Origin of the sequence: Phyllobacterium sp. P30BS-XVII (assembly GCF_014138335.1) — a bacterium.
In the GTDB taxonomy this organism is placed as follows: domain Bacteria; phylum Pseudomonadota; class Alphaproteobacteria; order Rhizobiales; family Rhizobiaceae; genus Phyllobacterium; species Phyllobacterium meliloti.
In genome coordinates this window covers 250,591-267,666 of the sequence record NZ_JACGXO010000005.1, presented here as the reverse complement: position 1 = coordinate 267,666, position 17,076 = coordinate 250,591, and the positions used below count along the sequence as shown (strand labels likewise).

At 52.9% G+C, this 17,076-nt stretch carries 18 protein-coding genes and 2 tRNA genes; 9 read left to right on the top strand and 11 right to left on the bottom strand.

Annotated features, from left to right (window positions below; genetic code table 11):
• Positions 1 to 392: 392 nt before the first annotated feature.
• The 4 genes from FHW17_RS15980 to FHW17_RS15965 form a co-directional block, all read right to left on the bottom strand.
• Positions 393 to 3,179 (bottom strand): valine--tRNA ligase, encoded by a 2,787-nt coding sequence (locus tag FHW17_RS15980; RefSeq protein WP_182510309.1) that lies wholly within the window; start codon positions 3,177 to 3,179, stop codon positions 393 to 395.
• Positions 3,180 to 3,446: 267 nt separating this feature from the next.
• On the bottom strand, positions 3,447 to 4,268 hold the full coding sequence (locus FHW17_RS15975; protein ID WP_182510308.1) for a DUF2497 domain-containing protein: 822 nt from the start codon (positions 4,266 to 4,268) through the stop codon (positions 3,447 to 3,449).
• Between the two features lie 223 nt (positions 4,269 to 4,491).
• Positions 4,492 to 5,886 carry a TolC family outer membrane protein gene (locus FHW17_RS15970; RefSeq protein WP_182510307.1) on the bottom strand — a complete coding sequence of 465 codons (1,395 nt, stop codon included), beginning with the start codon at positions 5,884 to 5,886 and terminating at the stop codon, positions 4,492 to 4,494.
• Positions 5,887 to 6,034: 148 nt separating this feature from the next.
• The gene (locus FHW17_RS15965) at positions 6,035 to 6,709 is read right to left on the bottom strand and encodes a protein-L-isoaspartate O-methyltransferase (RefSeq protein WP_112524767.1); all 675 of its coding nucleotides are present in this window, start codon (positions 6,707 to 6,709) and stop codon (positions 6,035 to 6,037) included.
• A 588-nt stretch (positions 6,710 to 7,297) separates the two neighbouring features.
• On the opposite strand from FHW17_RS15965, the gene FHW17_RS15960 reads away from it, so the two are divergent.
• The 4 genes from FHW17_RS15960 to FHW17_RS15945 all read left to right on the top strand — a co-directional run bounded on the left by FHW17_RS15960 (position 7,298) and on the right by FHW17_RS15945 (position 9,261).
• Complete coding sequence (locus tag FHW17_RS15960) at positions 7,298 to 7,849, top strand: GGDEF domain-containing protein (RefSeq protein ID WP_112524763.1); 552 nt, start codon at positions 7,298 to 7,300, stop codon at positions 7,847 to 7,849.
• A 64-nt stretch (positions 7,850 to 7,913) separates the two neighbouring features.
• Positions 7,914 to 8,351 carry a hypothetical protein gene (locus FHW17_RS15955; RefSeq protein WP_112524760.1) on the top strand — a complete coding sequence of 146 codons (438 nt, stop codon included), beginning with the start codon at positions 7,914 to 7,916 and terminating at the stop codon, positions 8,349 to 8,351.
• A gap of 214 nt (positions 8,352 to 8,565) precedes the next feature.
• Positions 8,566 to 8,733: a hypothetical protein gene (locus FHW17_RS15950; RefSeq protein ID WP_182510306.1), complete on the top strand. Its 168-nt coding sequence runs from the start codon at positions 8,566 to 8,568 to the stop codon at positions 8,731 to 8,733.
• 333 nt (positions 8,734 to 9,066) lie between these two features.
• Positions 9,067 to 9,261: a hypothetical protein gene (locus FHW17_RS15945; protein WP_182510305.1), complete on the top strand. Its 195-nt coding sequence runs from the start codon at positions 9,067 to 9,069 to the stop codon at positions 9,259 to 9,261.
• Here the strand turns inward: FHW17_RS15945 and FHW17_RS15940 are convergent.
• Positions 9,256 to 10,155, bottom strand: a complete 900-nt coding sequence (locus tag FHW17_RS15940) for a LysR family transcriptional regulator (RefSeq protein WP_182510304.1) — start codon at positions 10,153 to 10,155, stop codon at positions 9,256 to 9,258. The genes FHW17_RS15945 and FHW17_RS15940 overlap by 6 nt on opposite strands.
• A 239-nt stretch (positions 10,156 to 10,394) precedes the next feature.
• Between FHW17_RS15940 and FHW17_RS25465 the strand changes: the two genes are divergently transcribed.
• A complete protein-coding gene (locus FHW17_RS25465; protein ID WP_348643748.1) occupies positions 10,395 to 11,285 on the top strand; it encodes a DUF1254 domain-containing protein in 891 nt (296 codons plus the stop codon).
• Positions 11,286 to 11,294: 9 nt separating this feature from the next.
• Here FHW17_RS25465 and FHW17_RS15930 read toward each other — a convergent pair whose 3' ends face one another.
• Positions 11,295 to 12,032: a BPL-N domain-containing protein gene (locus FHW17_RS15930; protein ID WP_112524751.1), complete on the bottom strand. Its 738-nt coding sequence runs from the start codon at positions 12,030 to 12,032 to the stop codon at positions 11,295 to 11,297.
• A 196-nt stretch (positions 12,033 to 12,228) separates the two neighbouring features.
• Here FHW17_RS15930 and FHW17_RS15925 point away from each other — a divergent pair, with 196 nt between their 5' ends.
• On the top strand, positions 12,229 to 12,471 hold the full coding sequence (locus FHW17_RS15925) for a hypothetical protein (protein WP_182510303.1): 243 nt from the start codon (positions 12,229 to 12,231) through the stop codon (positions 12,469 to 12,471).
• Between the two features lie 198 nt (positions 12,472 to 12,669).
• Here the strand turns inward: FHW17_RS15925 and FHW17_RS15920 are convergent.
• Positions 12,670 to 12,743, bottom strand: a tRNA-Cys gene (locus FHW17_RS15920).
• Between the two features lie 190 nt (positions 12,744 to 12,933).
• Positions 12,934 to 13,482, bottom strand: a complete 549-nt coding sequence (locus FHW17_RS15915) for a GNAT family N-acetyltransferase (RefSeq protein ID WP_182510302.1) — start codon at positions 13,480 to 13,482, stop codon at positions 12,934 to 12,936.
• Between the two features lie 336 nt (positions 13,483 to 13,818).
• Between FHW17_RS15915 and FHW17_RS15910 the strand changes: the two genes are divergently transcribed.
• The gene (locus FHW17_RS15910; protein WP_182510301.1) at positions 13,819 to 14,232 is read left to right on the top strand and encodes a hypothetical protein; all 414 of its coding nucleotides are present in this window, start codon (positions 13,819 to 13,821) and stop codon (positions 14,230 to 14,232) included.
• Here the strand turns inward: FHW17_RS15910 and FHW17_RS15905 are convergent.
• On the bottom strand, positions 14,229 to 14,978 hold the full coding sequence (locus tag FHW17_RS15905) for a GNAT family N-acetyltransferase (protein WP_348643747.1): 750 nt from the start codon (positions 14,976 to 14,978) through the stop codon (positions 14,229 to 14,231). The genes FHW17_RS15910 and FHW17_RS15905 overlap by 4 nt on opposite strands.
• 120 nt (positions 14,979 to 15,098) lie before the next feature.
• Between FHW17_RS15905 and FHW17_RS15900 the strand changes: the two genes are divergently transcribed.
• Positions 15,099 to 15,995, top strand: a complete 897-nt coding sequence (locus tag FHW17_RS15900; RefSeq protein ID WP_112524954.1) for a LysR family transcriptional regulator — start codon at positions 15,099 to 15,101, stop codon at positions 15,993 to 15,995.
• A gap of 20 nt (positions 15,996 to 16,015) precedes the next feature.
• On the opposite strand, the gene FHW17_RS15895 is transcribed toward FHW17_RS15900, so the two are convergent.
• The gene (locus tag FHW17_RS15895; protein ID WP_112524740.1) at positions 16,016 to 16,255 is read right to left on the bottom strand and encodes a hypothetical protein; all 240 of its coding nucleotides are present in this window, start codon (positions 16,253 to 16,255) and stop codon (positions 16,016 to 16,018) included.
• A 131-nt stretch (positions 16,256 to 16,386) separates the two neighbouring features.
• Entirely contained in the window at positions 16,387 to 16,635 is a 249-nt protein-coding gene (locus FHW17_RS15890; RefSeq protein WP_112524952.1) for a hypothetical protein, read from the bottom strand.
• 246 nt (positions 16,636 to 16,881) lie between these two features.
• On the opposite strand from FHW17_RS15890, the gene FHW17_RS15885 reads away from it, so the two are divergent.
• Positions 16,882 to 16,956 (top strand) — tRNA-Asn (locus FHW17_RS15885).
• Positions 16,957 to 17,076: the final 120 nt, after the last annotated feature.

Here is a 17,076-nt window from a genome sequence, read left to right as displayed (position 1 = left end):
CCTCCCCGAGACCTGAAAACTTCTGAACGCGCGATCACAGTTCAGCAAAATTGTTACCAATACGTAATAGGTAACAAAGCGCGCGAATCCTGCAACTTGTTTACGACGGGCGGTTTTCGGAGGCTGGAGGCGCGAAATTCAAAAACGTGGAGCTTTCGCGTATTTTCACCCAGATTTTTCAGAATTTCGCAATGCACACCACCGCATTGAAGCCAGAAACGGGCCGTTTTCAGCCAGAAAGCGTCAATGTTGCTCAAATGCAACGGCGCTCAAAAATGACCGAATTGGGGCGGATAACTGTCGAAAGTAGGGTGCGCTCCCCACCTATTCAAGGGGAGCGCAGATTAATTCAATTAAATTGAGAATCAATTAGCCAGAAATGGCTAGTTTACTCAACCTGCCTCACTTACGCGGCGAATGGCGACTTCGATCTTCTCAATCGATGCTTGCAGTTCGGCGAGGCGCTCGCGTTCGGCTTCGACAATCTCGGGTTTGGCATTGGCGACAAACTTTTCATTGCCAAGCTTCTTCTCGATCTTACCGATTTCCTCGTTGATTTTACCAGCTTCCTTGCCAAGACGAGCAACCTCAGCCTTCACATCAATCAGGCTGCCCAGTGGCAGGCAGGCAGTCGCTTCGCCGATAACAAACTGAGCCGAACCCTTTGGCGCTTCATCAGCCAGATTGATCGTTTCGACGCGCGCGCGCCATTTGATCGAGGCTTCATGGCGCACCAATCGTTCCTTGGTGGCATCGCTGGTGCCAACAACGACGAGCGGGGCGGTTGCGGATGCCGGAACATTCATTTCAGCCCGCACCGAGCGGATACCCGTGACAAGATCAATCAGCCAGTTGATATCAGCAGCGGCTTCCGCATCCAGAAAATCCGGCTCCGGCCAACCCGCATGGCAAAGCAAGGTTTCACGCACCTGCCCCTCACCTGCAGTATGCGCCCACAACTCTTCCGTCATGAAGGGCATGAAGGGATGCAGCAGCTTGTAGATTTCATCAAGAACATAGGCAGCGCAGGCCTGCGCTTCCGCCTTGGCTTCCGCATCTTCACCATTGAACACCGGCTTCAGCAGTTCAATGTACCAGTCGCAGAACTGATTCCAGACGAAACGGTAGGCAGCGCCAGCCGCTTCGTTGAAGCGATAACTCGTAATGCCATCGGTAACATCGCGCACCGCATTGGTGAGTTCTGTCAAAATCCAGCGATTGACCGTCAGCTTGGCATTCTCAGGGCGGAATGCGGGATTGCGTGCGACGCCGTTCATTTCGGCAAAACGCGTGGAATTCCAGAGTTTCGTCCCGAAATTGCGGTATCCGGCAATGCGGCTCGGGTCGAGCTTCACATCGCGTCCCTGTGCCGCCATGATCGCAAGCGTGAAACGCAGCGCATCCGCACCATATTCGTCGATCAGTTCCAGCGGATCAATGATGTTGCCTTTCGACTTCGACATCTTGGCGCCGTTCTTGTCGCGAACAAGTGCATGCATATAAATCGTGTGGAACGGCTCTTCATTCATGAAGTGCAGGCCCATCATCATCATCCGGGCCACCCAGAAGAAGATGATGTCGAAGCCTGTCACGACCACATCGGTCTTGTAGTACATGGCAAGCTCGGGGGTCTTGTCGGGCCAGCCCAATGTGGAGAACGGCCACAGAGCCGACGAGAACCACGTATCAAGCACGTCCTCGTCACGGGTGAGAAGCTCGCCCGGCTTGAAGTCTTCAAGCAGGTTCTGCACGAAAGCCTTCATCGGCCCTTCATGCGCAAGGTAGTGCTGAACAGCAGCGCTCAGGGCCTCTTCTTCGGTTTTCTCAACAAAAACCTGACCATCTGGACCGTACCAGGCCGGGATCTGGTGGCCCCACCAGAGCTGACGCGAAATTGTCCATGGCTGGATATTCTCCATCCAGTCGAAATAGGTCTTTTCCCAATTCTTCGGCACGAAGTTCGTGCGGCCTTCGCGGACACTGGCAATAGCGGGTTTGGCGAGTTCGCCGGCATTCACATACCACTGATCGGTCAGATAAGGCTCAATCGGCACGCCGCCACGATCGCCATGCGGGACCATGTGCGTATGATCGTCAATCTTCTCGAGATAGCCGCCCTCTTCCATCATGGCGACGATCAGCTTGCGTGCGGCAAAACGGTCCTTGCCATCCAGTGCGTGAATCAGTTGATCAAGATGACTCGATTTCTCCAATCCTTCGAGGAAGTCGTTGTTATCCTTCAGGAAGATCGATGCATCCATGTTCAGGATATTGATAATGCGCAGATCGTTGCGCTTGCCAACCTCCGCATCATTGAAATCATGGGCAGGCGTAATCTTGACTGCACCTGATCCCGCTTCCGGATCGGCGTAATTGTCAGCAACGATAGGAATCAGGCGGCCAACCAGCGGCAGAACAACATTGTTGTCCAGAACAGCATGGTAGCGTTCGTCTTTTGGATTAACCGCAACGCCCGTATCACCCAGCATGGTTTCTGGACGAGTCGTCGCAACCACAATATAGGTGTGCGGGTTTTCCGGATCGAATGCAACATTCTCAAGCGGATAACGGAAATGCCACAGATGGCCTTTAAGTTCACGCTGCTCCACTTCGATATCGGAGATCGTTGTCAGCAGGTTCGGGTCCCAGTTGACCAGACGCTTGTCCTTGTAGATCAGCCCCTGCTTGTAGAGGGTGACAAAGACTTCAAGAACGGCCTTTGAGAGTCCCTCATCCATGGTGAAACGTTCACGCGACCAGTCACAGGATGCGCCAAGGCGCTTCAGCTGATCGACAATAATGCCGCCGGATTCCGACTTCCATTCCCAGACACGCTCGATGAATTTTTCACGGCCCATGGCACGGCGGCCCGGCTGCTGGCGTTCCATCAGCTGGCGCTCAACCACCATCTGTGTTGCGATACCGGCGTGATCCAAACCCGGCTGCCAGAGCACATTCTTGCCGCGCATACGCTCGAAGCGCACGAGAATATCCTGAATCGTATTGTTCAGCGCGTGGCCCATATGCAGCGAGCCAGTCACATTGGGCGGAGGAATAACGATCGAGAAAGGATCGGCGCCGGGCTTTGAACCAGCTCCAGCCTTGAATGCTCCAGCTTCATCCCAGCGTTCTGCGATCTTCGGCTCTATAGCCCCGGCGTCATAGGTCTTCTCAAGCATGCGAATAGTCCGTCATTTTTGCGGAAAAGGATTAGCTACGGTGTAAACCGAATGGCTGGACATAAGTCAATGATGACTTGGTGAATGTCGCCGGGATGGCTTTGACTCACGGATAGGAGAACTCCATGAGTACCATCGTATCGCACATTGCGCTTACATCAAGGCAAATGCCGTCTCGCAAGCTATAATCACAAGCGGACACGGATTCTGTCGAGCGCTATTATGTACGTTCTCGCGATTGTTTGGAGAGTGTAGTCCGGATCGATATCAGCGTTTGGCGCCGCGCGCCACGCGCTCAATTTCCTCACGCACAAGACGCTCTACGAGATTTGGCAGATTGTTATCCAGCCAGTCCTGCAGCAAGGGTCGCATGATTTCCTGTGCGATCTCGTCAAAAGAACGCCGCTGTTCGTTCTGCACCGCAAAGGAAAGATCACCGAAAGCGGCACTGACTTGACGTTCTGTCGCTTCAGACAGGATCGGCTCCAATGCGCGCTCCAGATCCAAGGACACTTCGTCGCCTATAGTTGCCTCTGATGCATCAGAGACGGTTTCAACGGGCTCCGCTGTAAACTTCTGCTCTTCCGCCTTGATCTGCTCCGGTTCAATGGCAGGCTCCTCGTGTGGCGCAGGCGCGACGACGGGGGTTTCGATAATCGCTTCCGGTGCTTCGAAAGTTTCTGCCTCGGGCCCATGATAGTCCACTGGCTCATGCACAGACGTTTCGTGAATGACGGGTGACTCCAGAACTTCAGGCTGCACGGCTGCTTCCGTTACCGCTGCTTCGCGTTCAACGAGTTTCGACTGAAGCGGCGAGAATGGCCGGCTTAGCGGTGCCTCATAGGACTGCGAAGCCGGATGCGAAACGGCAATGCCCTCGCGTGGCGGCAATTCCACCTCTTCGTCGGCTAGATCATAGGACTGAGGCTGCACCTGCATTGCAGCGGTCTGAACAGGGACATCTGAATTAACAGGTGTGGGCACAACATCATCCGTGCGCGTCGTATCACTCTCTTCGATGATGCGACGGATCGAGGCGAGAATCTCTTCCATAGAAGGTTCGCGCGCCACGCTGGATGATTGTGCCATGATACTCTCGCCTACTACATCTTGTTTCGCTGCCAAGCAACGAATCTGCATTCAGTGTAGAGGCTTACATTGTCTTTGAGAATCCCTCGGGCGGACAATCCGGTCTAACCCACAGACTTTTCTGGCCAGCGCGAAAAACCTGATATTTCAATCCACAAACACAGATGCCGCCGGGCGTTAGACCGGCGGCATCTGAATAGTCTCAAATAAGTGGCCCAAAAGCCTAGCGGCCGTCTGGTGTCCGCAGTCCGAACCACTTGTCCTTGACGGCTTCGTAATGCTCTTCCGGCTTGTATTGAGCCACTTGCAATCCGATCCGTTCCGGCGAAAGCCGTCCAACGGCCAGAAGCACAGCGTAGCTTGTGACAACACTGTCATGTTCAGCCTGTGCCAAAGCGATCTGTCCGGAAAGAACCTGAGCCTGCTGCTGCAACACGTCGAATGTCGTGCGCTGGCCGACCTTGCGTTCCTCGATCACACCGTTCAAGGCAAGCTGTGCGGCAGAAATAACTGTCTTCTGCGCAACAATGGATGCTTTGGCAGCTTCAAGCTGCGACCATGACTTGGCAATCGCCTGCCGCACGGTATCACGCTGCACATCGACTTCAATCCGGCGCTGAGCCGCGGTTTCCTTGGCCTGACGGACCAGTGCTGGCGTGCGGCCACCGCTATAGATCGGAATGGTCAGCGTGATGCCTGCCGATGCCGTGGTGTAGTCAGTTGTATTCCCTGGTGTACCACCGGAATAAAATTCATTGCGGTTGACACTGCCGCTCAAACCAATTTGCGGCAACAACGCACCTTCGTTGGATTTTACGTCATAGCCAGCTGCGTCAAGTGCATACTGGGTCGCCAAAATCGCCGGATGATCGTTGGCAGCAATGGAAAAAGCCGAGTCCATGGACTTGGGCAAATTCTTCGATGCAATACTTGCCGACTTGAGACCGGTCGGTGAAGCGCCAACAATCTGGATATATGTCGCTTCGGCGGTCTTCGCATCCGAACGCGCTACGTTAAGCGTGGCGATAGCCGCAGCTTTCTCCGCGTCAGCCTGTGCAACGTCCGTCCGCGTGCCTTCACCAACATCAAACCGAGCCTTGGCAGCACGCAGCTGCTCATCAAGGAATTCAAGGTTCTTTTGCCGCAGAACAACGACCTGACGCGCCAGATACACATCCATGTAGGCTTGTGCAGCGCTGAAAAGCAGGTTCTGCGTGTTGTTCCGCAGATTTTCACGCTGAGCCAAAACCTGCGTCTTGGCAGATGATACTTTGTTCTGCGTTTGGAACCCGTCAAACAATGTCTGATTGACGGAAATACCGTATGTTCCGCTGGTCGAATTACCGGAACTGCTGCCATCGTTCTTACGTGAAGCAGCGGTTAAATTCGCCGTGGCTGAAATTGTCGGGCGATAACCGGATTTTGCTACGGCCACGCCTTCATCAGTAACGCGCACGCCAGCACGATCAGCATTGAGCGTGGAATTGTTGCCATATGCCTTGGCCATGGCACCAAGGATCGTTTCTGCCAGTGAAGGCGTAGATGTCAAGACCGTCGCCGACAGCAGCGCCGCGGTGAGTACTCGCTTACCCGCTATGAACACCATAAACCCCTTCATTCTCTAAAATCTGTAAACCCCAGACCGAACCGACTGGTTCGACCACATGTCGTTCATTAGCTTTCAATTTGCAAGATGGGCCACAAACACATTTTTCGATATCCGAACAAAGTGGCCAACCGTTGCACTTTTGTCTCATGCGCGACAGTTAAAACTCGAATTCAGGCACTTTCTCAAAACCGGGAAGCAGCTTCACGGCAGAGTTGAAAGCAGGACGACCGGACACAACCCCATCATTCTTGACGTAGATCATGGCCTTGGCAGAATTGCCCGCGCCCTCAACGGCGACAAGACGTCCCCCATCCTTCAGCTGGTCGAATAATGGACCAGGAACATGATCAATACCACCCTCAAACAAAATCACGTCGTAAGGTGCTTCTGAAGCGTAGCCATTTTGCAACGGCGCGCTGACCACGACCACATTGTCATAACCAAGCTCCGCCAGCGTCGTGGTAGCCTGCTGCGCAAGGCTCTGATCGCTTTCAAGCGCAATGACTGACCCGGCGATTCGCGAAAGCACACCAGCCGAGTAACCAGTTGCACAGCCAATATCCAGCACGACATCCTCAGGCTGCACATTTGCCAATTGTACAAGCTTGGCGAATGGCGAAGGCTGCATCAGATAACGTGGGCCTGATTCCGCAGTGGCCGCAGCCACAAGCACATCCTCGTCAATATAGGCGAGAGGCACGCGCGCCGCCGGTACGAATTTTTCGCGGGGGACATCAAGGAATGCCTGAAGCAGTGGTTTGTCGGTCACATCAGTCGTACGCAACTGATTGTCGACCATCTTGATGCGAAGATCTTCAAAGTTCAGCGTCATGGTCCACAAGCTTTCCTGGCAAGGCACTTGCAACACAGAGCGCTTGCAAGCGCGTAACAGGCCTCCGCCGGATGATTACGGCAGAAGCAATAATTTAGGACAGGATGTGGCAAAAAATTAAGCCATCGTCAATCAATGTCTGCCGTGGCGAGATGACATAGCTGTCATTTTTTCACGAATATCGACCATTTCTCGCAAGCCGTAATCTTTGTGCAACTCTTGTCGCGTTTTTCAGGGGACGGAACGCTGGGCCATCGTCTTGCAATCGATTCTTTGGTGAGCCGTAACGGCCATAGACTTTGAGATTCGAAACATTGGTACCGTGTCTAACGTCATTGTGAATTGATATGAGCAGCGTAATTGCGCGACTAACGGAATGTGTCACATCCTAAAGTATAACAAAAACAGGCGTCGAACTGGTTGAAAATCCGTGGTAAAGTAAAACGCACTGAAGCTGCTTTTATTTACCTTGCTATTGTTTTCCGCTCACGCATGTACTCAATTCTGTGATTGAACTGACAGCAAGCACCTGCCATTGTCATAGGCAGGCAAAAGGAATCGGTAAGCGGTAATAGGAATTAGGCGTAAATGATTGATTTCAAAGGACTGGGCGATTTTCCCGTCAGTCACGACGAACTCACCGGACTGGCCGACAGGGATGCGCTTGAAGAACATCTGGATAGTCTTTGCGCATCTTACGGCGAAAGTGACTTCGTTGACCGCATAGAATTTGCCATTCTTTGTATCGATATTGACAGCTTCAAGACCATCAATGAACAGTATGGCCGCAGCGACGGTGATAATCTTCTGCGACTGGTAGCGGACAGGCTGCAGTCCTGTTTGCGCAAGAACGATGTGGTCTACCGTCTGGGCGGCGATGAGTTCGCCATTGTGCTCGTTCAGGTGACGGCCGAGGAGACCGCCCGCGTTGCCGACAGGATCATCGGATCGATCTCTCAGCCCTATGATCTGGGCGGAGATGCCCCCATCAGAATAACGGCAACCATCGGTGCCGCACTCGCCCCCCGTGATGGTCAGACGCCGGAAAGCCTGCTTTGGTGTGGTGACGCCGCGCTCTACATCGCAAAAAACGCCGGCAGAGGTGTATACCGCCGCTATTCGGAACGCCGGTCCAGCTAATCCCGGATCTGGTTCGGTACTCTAACGTCCGTCCCGTCGCCGTTAACGCTCCGATACGGTAAAAATGGCTGACTCGATGAATCCCACAGAACGACAGGCTTTCGATCAGGCAAATGAGGGAATTCGCCTGGGCGCCGTTGGCAACCATTTGCTCGCGGTCAAGCATTGGGAAAAGGCTTCGCGCATTGCGGATGAACTTTTACCGCAGACAGATATCAATTTCTGGATCAAGAGCGGATTTGGTGCGGCTCTCTTTGATGCAGATCGTTTTGACGAAAGCATCGCCATCTCGCAGATGGCGCGTGACTGGTGTCTTGGCCATAAGCAGCCACTGGCATCGCTGTCCATTGCGCGCTCATACCTTGCCCTTGGTCAAACCACGGCTGCAACGACCTACCTGCGCGAAATTCACAGTCTGATCGGTAACGATATATTCGCAGCGTTCAATGATTCCGACGAGGTTAAAATACGCGCGGCCCTCTCAGACGATGAACAAAACTGAAATAAAACGAACAATACCAATATTTTAATCGATTTTACTGTGTGTTTCGCAGTCCAGTATTATTGACACCGGAACACTTGTTTAAAATTGAAATTAAAATCTTCGCCGACATAATGATTTTTGTAATAGACCGTCGCAATTGTTGATTTGAACTGCAGAACTCTTGCCTATTTTGATCGCTACCACGTCCGGCAGTTCAATTCGGAGTCACAGAATGACGATCAAGACCGTTCCACAGGAAGTCTACCAGCGCCATGAACGCGAATGGCAGTTGCTTCGTGAAGCCTTGGCTAAAAACAAGTCCGCGAGCGACGCCCAGCCGCTTATCAATGTTGAACCGAGCTTGCCCACAGAGGCAATTCCGGGCGCATTCCCGCAGTAATCCGGCAGACATCCAAACCCGCGCGATCAACATTATTGGCCGCGCGGGTTTTATTTTATCCGTATTATTACCAATTGAATTGACAAGCAGCAGCTTCTAATTTCGTTTGAGCGACCAAAATCGGGATTAGAAACGGTATACAATATATGAGGAGAATCCTCATCATCGCATTGTCTGTCATTGCCGCTTCGAGCATCGTGCTCGTCAGCAGCGCTGAAGCCGCGCGATTCGGGTTCAGTTTCGGTGGACCTCGTGGCCAAGGGAGTAAACCGAGTAGCAAGGGCAGTAGCATGAACCCCGGAAAGGGCAGCAGCGTTAGCCCCGGTAAAGGAAATGGAACAGGCCTTGGCAAGGGGAACGGTGGTGGCTCTGCCAAGGGCAACAGTAGCAGCTCTGCCAAGGGCAACAGTAGCGGCCCCGGCAAGGGCAACAGTAGCAGCTCTGGCAGAGGGAGCCCTCAAGGCGGGCACTGACGATAGTCTTGTCAGCTTTGAATATCGAAATATTCCTGCCGCCCTCTCCTCATGACACAACATCGATCTGGCAAGCCTGAACAATGTTCGGGCGATAACTCTGGCAAAAATCCAGATATGTTCTGACAATTGTCGATTGATGGCGATGCGGCGGGTAGATCAGGTTGATAGACCATTCAGGCAATGGATAACGCGGCAGCAACGGTATAAGTCGCTTATCGCGAATGGGTGCAGCCGCCAGAAACGGCGGCAATTCAGTGACCACATCGCCGCCCAGCGCTCGGCAACATAAGTACTGGTAGTCGTTTGCTGAGAACACCGTGGGCGGCTCGACGATCTGTCCGCCCAAATCCCAACGAGCCGGATTATCGATGCGTGAAGCCCATACAGCGCACGGAAAGCTGCGAAGATCATCGGGCACGCTCGGCATGCCAAGACGTGCAATCAGTTGCGGGCTGGCAACCAGAACGTTGCGAAAAGACAGAACATGCCGCGCGATCATGTTATCGTGAACAATTGCCCCTACCCGAAGAGCGACATCGACACCGTCCTCCACCAGATCAACGCGGCGCTCCGTCGAATAGACATGTATCTGGATATCAGGATAGCGGCGCTGAAACGCCTGAAGCAAATCCCACCAAGGGTAAAAGGTCTGGGGTATTGATAGCCGCAGGCGTCCTTTTAATCGTGCCTGATCGCTCGCCACAGCCTGCTCGGCATCCAGCAATGTCTCAATACCGCGGCTGGCATATTCATACAGCCGTGCTCCCGCGTCGGTGAGTTTTACGCCGCGCGCCGAGCGTACCAGCAACTGCACATTGAGCTGCTGCTCCAACTCCCTTATCCGCCGGCTCAGCGTCGGAAGCGGGATTCCGAGACGGATCGCTGCCGCTGAAAGACTGCCCGATTGAGCGACCGATACGAACATGTGAGTGGCATTGAGATCCATATGGCAAGCCTATCATATTTGGTAGACCTTCTGTCAATTATGGGCATTCTTTTTCATATTTGATTGCATTAAGTTCCGCTCAAACTTATCCCCGGAGCCATTATGAAGAAGATCAATATGATAACTTCCGCTGCCCTATCCGCGATGATAGTCACTTCCGGCGCAACCGCTCAAACGCCCGCCACCTCTTCAACCCCTGTTACCGTTGAGAACTACAATCGGATGTTAATTTCGCCGGTGTGGTCAAGAGTGGCGGTTTTGCAAAGTTCCGCCATGGGCGCGAGCTTGCCCCTCCGGTTCAGCAGGGGATTGTCCGCCCCAATCGCGACACCTTGTATTCATTCGCGATTTTCGACCTTGATGCCGGACCGGTGACAATCGCGCTGCCCGAAGGTGCAAAGCGTTTCATGGCAATGCAGATCGTCAATCAGGATCAATATACTCCGGCAACTTTCTATGGCGCAGGTACTTACACCGTGACGCGGCAGATGATCGGCACGCGCTATGCCATTGCCGTAGTCCGTTTCCTTGTCGATTTTTCAGACAGGCAAGAAATCCAGCAAGTTCATGCCTTGCAGGATGCAATCAAACTAAGTCAGGATCATTCCGGCAATTTCGAAATCCCCAATTGGGACGAAACAGGCCTCAAGAAAATACAGGCGGCGCTTATGCAGCTTGGCACCACAGTTTCCGATACGCGGCACATGTTTGGCGCGGGCGAACAAGACGTCGATCCGGTAAAACATCTCATTGGATCGGCCATGCTGTGGGGTGGCAACCCTGAGAAAGACGCTCTTTATCTGCCAATCACACCAGCGCGAAATGACGGCAAGACCATCCACAAACTGGCGGTGGGTGAAGTTCCAGTCGATGGCTTTTGGTCACTGACCGTCTACAACAGCAAAGGCTACCTTGAAGCGAACCAAGACAACATCTATTCGGTCAATAGTGTCACGGCGAAAAAGGGTGCCGACGGGTTGGTGAATATCCAGTTTGGCGGATGCGATGGCAAAATTCAAAATTGCCTGCCAATCACGGAAGGCTGGAGCTACACGGTGCGAATGTTTCGCCCGCGCGCAGAGATACTTGATGGCACATGGAAATTCCCTGTGGCACAGCCAGCAGAATAATACCCGACATTATTCAGCCATTGCGGCATCGAGCAATCCCTGAATTAGTTTTGAGTTTACTCCATCCGGGTTGTGCAAGCCGTAATTATCGTACCAATCCTGAGGTGCTTCGGGATGAGGTCCGATCAGCGTTGCACTGCCTTTGCCATAGGAATAGCGCGCAGCTGCCACATCCCCGGTCTGGTAGTGCGCAAGCGCCAGAAAACCTGAATTCGCATCATTTTTTGGAAGATATGGACCATCCTGATAATACGTCCATAACTGAGAGCCCTTCCATTTAATGGGCACGACGTAATCACCAATATCGGAAACTGGAAACCCCGGTCTTCCAACCTCAGAATCAGTTTCACCGTCTACAATATTAAAACCCAGATCCGTGGCGAGATACGCGCCCATGCAAATTCCCAGATACCGCCCGCCTTTGGATATAAAATCCCTGACGGACTGGATGCCAGCTTTTCCAAGGCTTTTTCTCGCCCCGTCAATATCCTGTCCGCCGCCGGGTTGGACATACAATGAAGCCCCGATGAAACTGGATGGTTCCAACTTCAACTTTTCATTCGGGCCGATAAACTGAACGTCAAAATGAAAGGTACTGTTCTTTAAGGCGTCGGCGATTGCAGAAGAACAATCATCACATCCGGCAGGCCCGCGATACACAAGAGCCAAGCCCCCCTGCGATGCATTTGCAGAGCTATTCAGCACGAGAAAACACATGAGAAGTGCATATTTTGCTCCACCAAACATAATCGAATTCCCAATTGATCTGATCCTGCGCGCCCTACCCTATGCCCAATTGCGGTTTAATTTTGTGAAGCGCTCACCCCACGAAGAAGCTTTCCGGATGTGACAGACGCCGCTTTTGTTTCTCGGATGAAGTGCTAAAATGATGAACTCTGCCGTGCGGTGCCGAAATGCAATGCTTCTTACGGGAGGAATCGTGATGGAAAACAACAATGACAGCCTGATACTTGATCTGGTTGAATGGGTGGCCCGGGAACCGCGACATTATGCAGATGCGATGGACGTATGGAAAACCTCCTGCCCCCGGCTGACAATTTGGGAAGATGCGATTGATCGCGGTTTCATAGACCGCTCGCCGTCACAATCCAGCACAACGCAAATCGTAGTGACCGCATCTGGAAAACAATTTCTCGCGGCCAATCATAGGCTGCAAGCTCACTAATCCGCCCTGATATGCCCGCAACCGTCTGCTTGGGCTGGGTTGGACTGGTAAGTGCTTTCTGTCCATAGGTCCGCACCGCAGATGGAAACCAGAGCAATAAGAGCTATCATTGCTCTTGCTTTCCATCAGGCAGAACGATCTGGCACACCTGAAAGAGTGCAAGCAATACCAAATATATACAGAGTGAAATGAAAGCGTTGGAGGCCTCGCCCGGAATCGAACCGGGGTGCAAGGATTTGCAGTCCTCTGCGTAACCACTCCGCCACGAGGCCTCAACTGCAAAATAGCTAATGAAATTAACTACTTATGGAAGTGACGATTTTTCATTCTGAATTCAGTCACTTGCGGCACTCCGAATAGCCGTTTTTGTTTTGTGCTGCAACAGCAAAAATGTTGAAGCTGTGGAGATATGAGAATTATCGCAACCGCGCGCCGATCATCGCGATTTGTGCCGAGCCATCATCAAATCGCTTTAGTCATCCAAAGGATCAATTCGTCGTCGACGCAGTAATGCTCTCCGGCAATGACTGGCTTTCCGTCATAGGTAATGCCATTGCCATCAGGTGTGTAGCCGAGTTTAAAATAGAGCTTCTGGGCCGGGCCGTAATCCGCATAAAGCCCAACCCCAATTCCCACCTTTGTCTTGCCAGTATCTCTCGCCAACTGTTCGAGTTTTGCGATTAGAAGGGTGGCAATGCCACCTCCTCTAGCCTGTTGCGCAACGACAAGATTGTTGATTTCGGGTATATCGTCTTCACGAAATGGATCATATGCCGACAACCAAGCCAAGGTAACATAACCCACCACCTGCAATTCTCGAATTGCCAGAAGAATGATTCTTTCCTCCTTATGTTGCTCGGCAAGATATTGATCCCAAAGTTTTTGGTCGGCGTTCCAAGCCGCTCCCCCATTGGTGACTTTTATCCGTTCAAAATCGCTGGGTTCGAGCATTTTGACGAAGATATTATCCGCATTCTTGATATGGCCAATATGTCGTTTTGATCCGCTCATTACGTGATTTCCAACTTGTTGGCCCTGATGGTTTCGTTGAGAAAATAAATCAGCCGCGGCCCCATGACGATAGCATTGAGGTGGCCGATTTAGAGGTATGTTCCAGCCAATTCGCTCTATTTTCTGGCGCGGTACAGAGTTGAGCTGACTTCGCCGTCATATATGCGATGAAGACTGTAAAGTCTTCTGATCCGCCCCCACAATCTATTACTGTTTGCCTCTGTCTGCCGCCAGGATTGATTGACTGTTGAATGACAGCTTGCTCGTCAATGCGGATCAATTATGAATCAAACTATGGAAGTGACCCCCTCTCCACAGAATGACAACGGGCCCTCGATGTCTGCCGTGCAATTTCCGCTCAAGCGCATTGCGCGTGTCAGTCTTTTCTTTGCGGGACTTCTCATCGCATCCTGCGTCGCCAGCGCCCTGTTCTATCTGTGTCTTGCCGGTTGGGATTCTTTCAGCAACCCAGAATCCATCGCCAAGCTCTCAGATGTCAGCCAATGGTTCAACACCGCACCGCTCATAGCAATCATCGCGTTCCTGCCTGCCCTGCTGGCAGTGACCATTGATCAAGCCAGACAACGACATTCCGCGCTGTTCTTCATGGTCTGCGGCGCGCTCCTCGGGGTTATTCTCGCTGCTGCTATCCGGAACATCACAGCAATAGTGATGATCGGAAGCATAGGCGCCGTTGCTGCGCTCATCTTCTGGCTTATCGCTGTTCGCTCCGACCGCAGGTTTCTCTAAACGGGTGAAATCTTGTCACCCTGCCCCAGCGCTCTTTGCATCAGCACCGTATCGACCCACTGTCCAAACTTGAAACCAACAGAACGCAATGTTCCCACCGGCTCAAAGCCAAGCCGCTCATGCAGTCTCAAAGAGCCCGTATTGCTGCTATTGCCTATTATGGCCACCATCTGCCGCCAATCGCCTGCCTCGCATCGCCTGATCAATTCACCCAGCAACAACGACCCTATACCGCAGCCGGACATTTCATTGGCGATGTAAACTGAATCTTCCACCGTATAACGATAGGCAGGGCGTGGCCTATAGAGTGTAGCGTAGCTATATCCCACGATGTGTCCGCCCGCCTCGGCCACCAGATAGGGTAAGCCAGCGGCAAGAACGCCTGCCTTGCGCGCCATCATGTCATCCAGCGATGGAACCTCGACTTCAAAAGAAGCGATACCATTGAGCACATGATAGGCATAAATGGATTGAACTGCTGTCATGTCGCGATCATCGGCATCACGTATATGCAAGGCAGTAGAATCAAACTGCGAGGTCTTTGATTCAAACAATTGATTATTCAACGGAATATCCTTCGGGGTTCCGCGCAGCACATCGGCTGGCGTCAGGCCAATATCATCAAGCAAATCTGGGTCGAGCGCGCGCAACGCAGCGAGTTGATGAATTCGTGATTGTGGTGCGGCGGTCAGATACCAATCCATCTGCTGCAACACGGTGCGGATTCTGCCCATCTGCACCTTCATTTTCCCGTGTCCTGCGCATCCTTTTTCGCCGCCCATCGGTTAAAAAGCTGATGACACTGTGACGCCATTCGCAATATAAAAGAAGCTTTGGTAGACTATACGAATTATAAGGAAACCTTTGTGTCGTCCCTTAGCCTTGATCAGCTTGCAACCTTCGTAGAGGTCATCGAACTCGGCAGTTTTTCAGCCGCTGCTGACAGGTTGAATATCAGCCAACCGGCCGTGAGCCTGCAGGTGCGCCAACTCGAAAAACGGCTCGGCGTTCTCCTGATCGAGCGAATCGGCCGCAAAGCCACACCAACGGCTGCCGGTACTGAACTTCTCGCCCATGCCGGGCGTATCAACCGGGAAGTCTCAGGCGCTTTGGATGCCATGGCCAGATATACGACAGAAACAATCGGTCGTGTGCGCTTGGGCACCGGTGCAACCGCCTGCATCTACCTGCTGCCGCCACTCCTGCGCAGCTTGCGCCAGGGTTTTCCCTCGCTGGATATTACTGTCAGCACCGGCAATACGGCGGATATGGTCAAGGCGGTGGAAGACAATGTTCTCGACATAGCGCTCGTCACAATGCCCGCATCGGGCCGGATGCTCGAAATCAAATCGATCCTGCGGGATGAATTTGTCGCTGTCGCCCCGGCTGGTGTCGTGATGCCGCCGCAGCTCACAGCTGCGGAGCTGGTCAAGAATCCGCTGATTCTGTTCGAACCCTCAGGCAATACGCGCCGGATCATCGACAGATGGTTTGAGCAAAGCGGCGTAACCCTGCAACCTGTCATGTCACTCGGCAGCGTGGAGGCAATCAAGGAGTTGGTCCGCGCCGGGCTTGGCTGGGCCATCCTGCCAGCCATGGCGGTACGGGAACCGGAACAAAGACGCGCCTTTACGGTTCGCCCGCTCATCCCCAATCTGCACCGCGAACTGGCCCTCATTATCCGGCAGGATAAAACAGTCACCCGTGGCTTGCGCGCACTGATCGCGGCTATCACCGAGAGTGGCACGCGCAGACAGATTTGAGAATCAAAACTCGCTCTGAATTACAACCATTGCCTGCCATCGCCGCCCGCACAGCCATAGGGTGGCAGATTATTGCCGAAATTCTTTTTTAACTGGGCGCAACCCCACTGCCTGATCGGGACAGGCATATAATTATTGAGGCTGATTCCAACCTCGTCATAGGGGCTCGTGGTATTTGTTATGTACTGGTACCAGCGCCCGCCGATGACAACGACCAGCGCAATCACAGCAACAAGCAATATCCGTACGAATCTCATCATCCCGCCTCTCCCTCAGCCAATAACCAGTAAGGACAGGGGTAGCAGCGGCGTAAACATGCGCCAAGCCAAAGTCGAATCAAACCTGTGAATCAGAAATCGCGCCGCCCCTGAGCGCGCCAAACAGCCCGGAATCAGGCTTTGCTGTTGCTGGCAGAGGATCGATTCCCCTTCCAGCGCCGTCCAAGCTTCACTTCGAGCTGGCGGCGTTTGCGCCGGACGATCGTGGAATCATGCGAAAGCACGACAAGACCAAGCGGAATCATCCAGAAACCGAGAATCGGCAGGAAACCAAATATTCCGCCTACAACAAGCGCACCGCCCAGTGTGCGACGCATTGCCACCGATTGCGGTATTGGCACATGACGGCCAAAGATGCGCATATGACGGCGTTTTGGCGTCGTGGAATGCGCTTCAGCACCGTTTGACGTATGATTACCGGTGTTTTCGGGGCGTTCGGTCACTCAGCAGCTCTTTCGTATTTCGTGTTCAACAGACCCCCGATGTAGGGACGCCGGACGGGCATTTCATCCTTTCCTGTGAACATTATATGAAAAAAAGCGAAATGGTCCTTTGCAAAAGCGAAACCCTTTTGCTATAGGCCACTTCGCTGATGACTGAGTAGCTATTCCCCGGTAGCTCAGTGGTAGAGCAACCGGCTGTTAACCGGTTGGTCGCTGGTTCGAATCCGGCCCGGGGAGCCAGTCACCTCAAAGGCTTAGCAGCTCACGCTGCTGAGCCTTTTGCTTTTAGAGATATTTTCTAACATTTACCGCGCTATAACCGCTCGCCAATCTGCCACGAGCCCTTACGGCTGGCGGGTA

Coding starts and splice junctions, on each gene's coding strand:
- FHW17_RS15890 (WP_112524952.1), bottom strand. CDS start 16,635: ATGCGCATCTTTGGCCGTCATGTGCCAATACCGCAATCGGTGGCAATG.
- FHW17_RS15895 (WP_112524740.1), bottom strand. CDS start 16,255: ATGATGAGATTCGTACGGATATTGCTTGTTGCTGTGATTGCGCTGGTC.
- FHW17_RS15965 (WP_112524767.1), bottom strand. CDS start 6,709: ATGACGCTGAACTTTGAAGATCTTCGCATCAAGATGGTCGACAATCAG.
- FHW17_RS15940 (WP_182510304.1), bottom strand. CDS start 10,155: ATGGATCTCAATGCCACTCACATGTTCGTATCGGTCGCTCAATCGGGC.
- FHW17_RS15955 (WP_112524760.1), top strand. CDS start 7,914: ATGGCTGACTCGATGAATCCCACAGAACGACAGGCTTTCGATCAGGCA.
- FHW17_RS15970 (WP_182510307.1), bottom strand. CDS start 5,886: ATGAAGGGGTTTATGGTGTTCATAGCGGGTAAGCGAGTACTCACCGCG.
- FHW17_RS15950 (WP_182510306.1), top strand. CDS start 8,566: ATGACGATCAAGACCGTTCCACAGGAAGTCTACCAGCGCCATGAACGC.
- FHW17_RS15915 (WP_182510302.1), bottom strand. CDS start 13,482: ATGAGCGGATCAAAACGACATATTGGCCATATCAAGAATGCGGATAAT.
- FHW17_RS15945 (WP_182510305.1), top strand. CDS start 9,067: ATGGAACAGGCCTTGGCAAGGGGAACGGTGGTGGCTCTGCCAAGGGCA.
- FHW17_RS15905 (WP_348643747.1), bottom strand. CDS start 14,978: ATGAAGGTGCAGATGGGCAGAATCCGCACCGTGTTGCAGCAGATGGAT.
- FHW17_RS15930 (WP_112524751.1), bottom strand. CDS start 12,032: ATGTTTGGTGGAGCAAAATATGCACTTCTCATGTGTTTTCTCGTGCTG.
- FHW17_RS15980 (WP_182510309.1), bottom strand. CDS start 3,179: ATGCTTGAGAAGACCTATGACGCCGGGGCTATAGAGCCGAAGATCGCA.
- FHW17_RS15910 (WP_182510301.1), top strand. CDS start 13,819: ATGTCTGCCGTGCAATTTCCGCTCAAGCGCATTGCGCGTGTCAGTCTT.
- FHW17_RS15975 (WP_182510308.1), bottom strand. CDS start 4,268: ATGGCACAATCATCCAGCGTGGCGCGCGAACCTTCTATGGAAGAGATT.
- FHW17_RS15925 (WP_182510303.1), top strand. CDS start 12,229: ATGGAAAACAACAATGACAGCCTGATACTTGATCTGGTTGAATGGGTG.
- FHW17_RS15960 (WP_112524763.1), top strand. CDS start 7,298: ATGATTGATTTCAAAGGACTGGGCGATTTTCCCGTCAGTCACGACGAA.